The 3043-nt window shown below is 65.9% G+C and carries 3 protein-coding genes; all 3 read right to left on the bottom strand.

Annotated features, from left to right (window positions below):
- Window positions 1-385, bottom strand: a 385-nt coding sequence (locus APH30_RS26620; RefSeq protein WP_156326730.1) for a TonB-dependent receptor, incomplete at its 3' end; no start/stop codon positions are given.
- Between the two features lie 141 nt (window positions 386-526).
- On the bottom strand, window positions 527-2422 hold the full coding sequence (gene dxs / locus APH30_RS26615; protein ID WP_054914203.1) for a 1-deoxy-D-xylulose-5-phosphate synthase: 1896 nt from the start codon (window positions 2420-2422) through the stop codon (window positions 527-529).
- A 107-nt stretch (window positions 2423-2529) separates the two neighbouring features.
- On the bottom strand, window positions 2530-3043 hold a 514-nt coding region (locus tag APH30_RS26610), incomplete at its 5' end, for a polyprenyl synthetase family protein (RefSeq protein ID WP_177333803.1).

Raw genomic sequence — 3043 nt, 5'->3', positions numbered from 1 at the left:
CCACCCGTTCGATCTGGTCAACGTCGAGGAACTGCAGGCCGCTGTCGCCCGAAGTGGCGTTGGCAATGCGTACGCCATCCACCAGCACCAGGCTTTGCGCCGCCTTGGTACCGCGTATGAAGATGCCCGGCAGGCTGCCACGGCCGCCAGTGGGGGCCACTTGCACGCCGGGTACGCGGCTTAGCAGGTCGGTGACGCTGGTGGGTTGCAGGCGGTCGATGTCGGCGCGGGTGAAGACCGTGTTGGCGGCGCTGGTGGCGGTGCGTGACTCGACCTGGCGGCTGGCGCTGATCAGCACGTCGGGGAGCTTCAGCGCGTCATCGCGTTCGGCGGCGATTAACAATGTGGGGGCGCAGAGTAGCGCGGCACAGGCAGATTTCTTCATAAGGAGTACCCTTTTGCGAGGGCTGCGCCCTCGATCGCGACACAAGGCCGCTCCTACAGGTATTGCACAAACCGGTAGAGCGGTGCGGTCTCTGTAGGAGCGGCCTTGTGTCGCGAAAGGGCCGCAAGGCGGCCCCGGGGATTACAAGCCGAGCTTGGCCATGCGGGCTTTCACCGAAGCCTCAATCCCGGCCGCATCCAGCCCGCACTCGGCCAGCATCTGCGCCGGCTTGGCATGTTCGACGTAGATATCAGGCAGGCCCAGGTGCAGCAGCGGCTTGACCACGGCCTGGCTGGCCAGGAACTCGCCTACCGCAGCGCCAGCGCCACCCATGATGGCGTTCTCTTCGACGGTGACCAGCAGCTCATGGCTGCCAGCCAGTTCCAGCACCAGGGCTTCGTCCAGAGGTTTGACGAAGCGCATGTCGACCACGGTGGCATTGATCTGCTCGGCAACCTGCATGGCCTCTGCCAACTGCACGCCGAACACCAGCAGGGCGACTGTCTGGCCTTGGCGGCGGACCACGCCCTTGCCGATTTGCAGCGGCTCTAGGTCGCCGCTGATCGGCGCGTTCGGGCCGGTGCCGCGGGGGTAGCGCACGGCAGCCGGGCCGTTGTACAGGTGGCCGGTGCTGAGCATCTTGCGCAGCTCGTTCTCGTCGCTGGGGGTCATCACCAGCATGCCCGGGATGCAGCGCAGATAAGACAGGTCGTAGCTACCCGCATGGGTCGGCCCGTCTTCGCCCACCAGCCCGGCGCGGTCGATGGCGAACAGCACATCGAGGTTCTGCACCGCCACATCGTGGATGAGCTGGTCGTAGGCGCGCTGCAGGAAGGTGGAGTAGATCGCCACCACGGGCTTGCTGCCCTCGCAGGCCATGCCGGCTGCCAGGGTGACGGCGTGCTGCTCGGCGATCGCCACATCGAAGTAGCGTTGCGGGTAGCGCTCGCTGAAATCGACCAGGTCGGAGCCTTCTTTCATCGCCGGGGTGATGCCCACCAGGCGGTTGTCGGCAGCGGCCATGTCGCACAGCCACTGGCCGAACACCGCGGAGTATTTCGGCCCGCTGGCCTTCTTCGGCGCGACAGGCTTGTCGGCGGGCTCCAGCTTGGTAATGGCGTGGTAGCCGATAGGGTCGAGTTCGGCGGGGGCGAAGCCCTTGCCCTTCTTGGTCACCACGTGCAGGAACTGCGGGCCCTTCAGGTCACGCATGTTGCGCAAGGTGGCGATCATGGTCGGCAGGTCATGGCCGTCGATCGGGCCGATGTAGTTCCAGCCCAGCTCTTCGAACAGTGTGCCCGGCACCAGCATGCCCTTGGCGTACTCTTCGGTGCGCCGGGCGATTTCCCAGGCACCGGGCAGGCGCGACAGCACTTTCTTGCTGCCTTCGCGCATGCTGGCGTAGGTACGGCTGGACAGGATCTTGGCCAGGTAGTTGGACAGGCCGCCGACATTGCGCGAAATCGACATGTCGTTGTCGTTGAGGATCACCAGCATGTCGGCATTGACTTCCTGGGCGTGGTTCAACGCCTCGAAGGCCATGCCGGCGGTGAGGGCGCCATCACCGATCACGGCGATCGACTTGCGCGCGCTGTTCTGCAGGCGGGCGGCAATGGCCATGCCCAGCGCTGCGCTGATCGAGGTACTGGAGTGGCCCACGCCAAAGGTGTCGTACTCGCTTTCGCTGCGGCGCGGGAAGGCGGCGATACCGTCCTTCTGGCGCAGGCTGAGCATGCGGTTACGGCGCCCGGTCAGAATCTTGTGCGGGTAGGCCTGGTGGCCCACGTCCCACACCAGCCGGTCGTCCGGGGTGTCGAACACGTAGTGCAGGGCGATGGTCAGTTCGATCACGCCCAGGCCGGCACCAAAATGCCCACCGGTCTGCCCCACGGTATACAGCAACTCCTGGCGCAACTCGTCGGCCAGGGTCTCCAGGTCGGCTTCGGCCAGCCGGCGCAGGCCGGCAGGCGTGTCAGCGCGGTCGAGCAACGGCGTGACCGGGCGTTCGCGGGGAATCTCTTGAAACGTCGTGGGCATCAGGCGAGTCGTTATAGGTGTGTGAAGACGCGGCAGTTTACCCCATTGTGGGAAAAGTGCCCATTCGACCACTGCTTGTGACACCCCAATGGCGCGGGTATCCGTGCTTAGTTGCGGCGCTCGACGATATAGCGCGCCAGTGCCCGCAGCGGCTCGGCTTTTTCGCCGAACCCTTCCAGTGCGACCAGCGCCTGGTCGCGCAGTTCGATCGCATAAGCCTTGGCCGCGTCCAGGCCCAGCAGGGCCGGGTAGGTCGGTTTGTCACGGGCGATGTCTGCCCCTTGGCGTTTGCCCAGGGTGGCGGTGTCGCCTTCCACGTCGAGGATGTCGTCCTGAACCTGGAATGCCAGGCCAATGGCCTGTGCATAAGTTTGCAGGGCGTCCAGTTGCTGCTGGCCGGCACGGGCGCTGGCCAGTGCACCCAGGCGCACGCTGGCTTCGATCAGGGCGCCGGTCTTGTGCCTGTGCATGAATGCCAGTGCCCGCTGGTCGAGCTTCAGCCCGACCGAGCCAAGGTCGATGGCCTGGCCGCCCACCATGCCGGCTGGGCCGGCGGCCGTGGCCAGGGCCTGGACCATGGCCAGGCGGACGCTGTCGGCTTGCGGGCTGAGGTGCGGATCG

The organism is Pseudomonas sp. NBRC 111127 (assembly GCF_001320345.1).
GTDB classification, from domain to species: Bacteria; Pseudomonadota; Gammaproteobacteria; order Pseudomonadales; family Pseudomonadaceae; genus Aquipseudomonas; species Aquipseudomonas juntendi.
The sequence above is the reverse complement of the archived record's forward strand: the minus strand, read 5'-3'. Positions and strand labels throughout refer to the sequence as shown.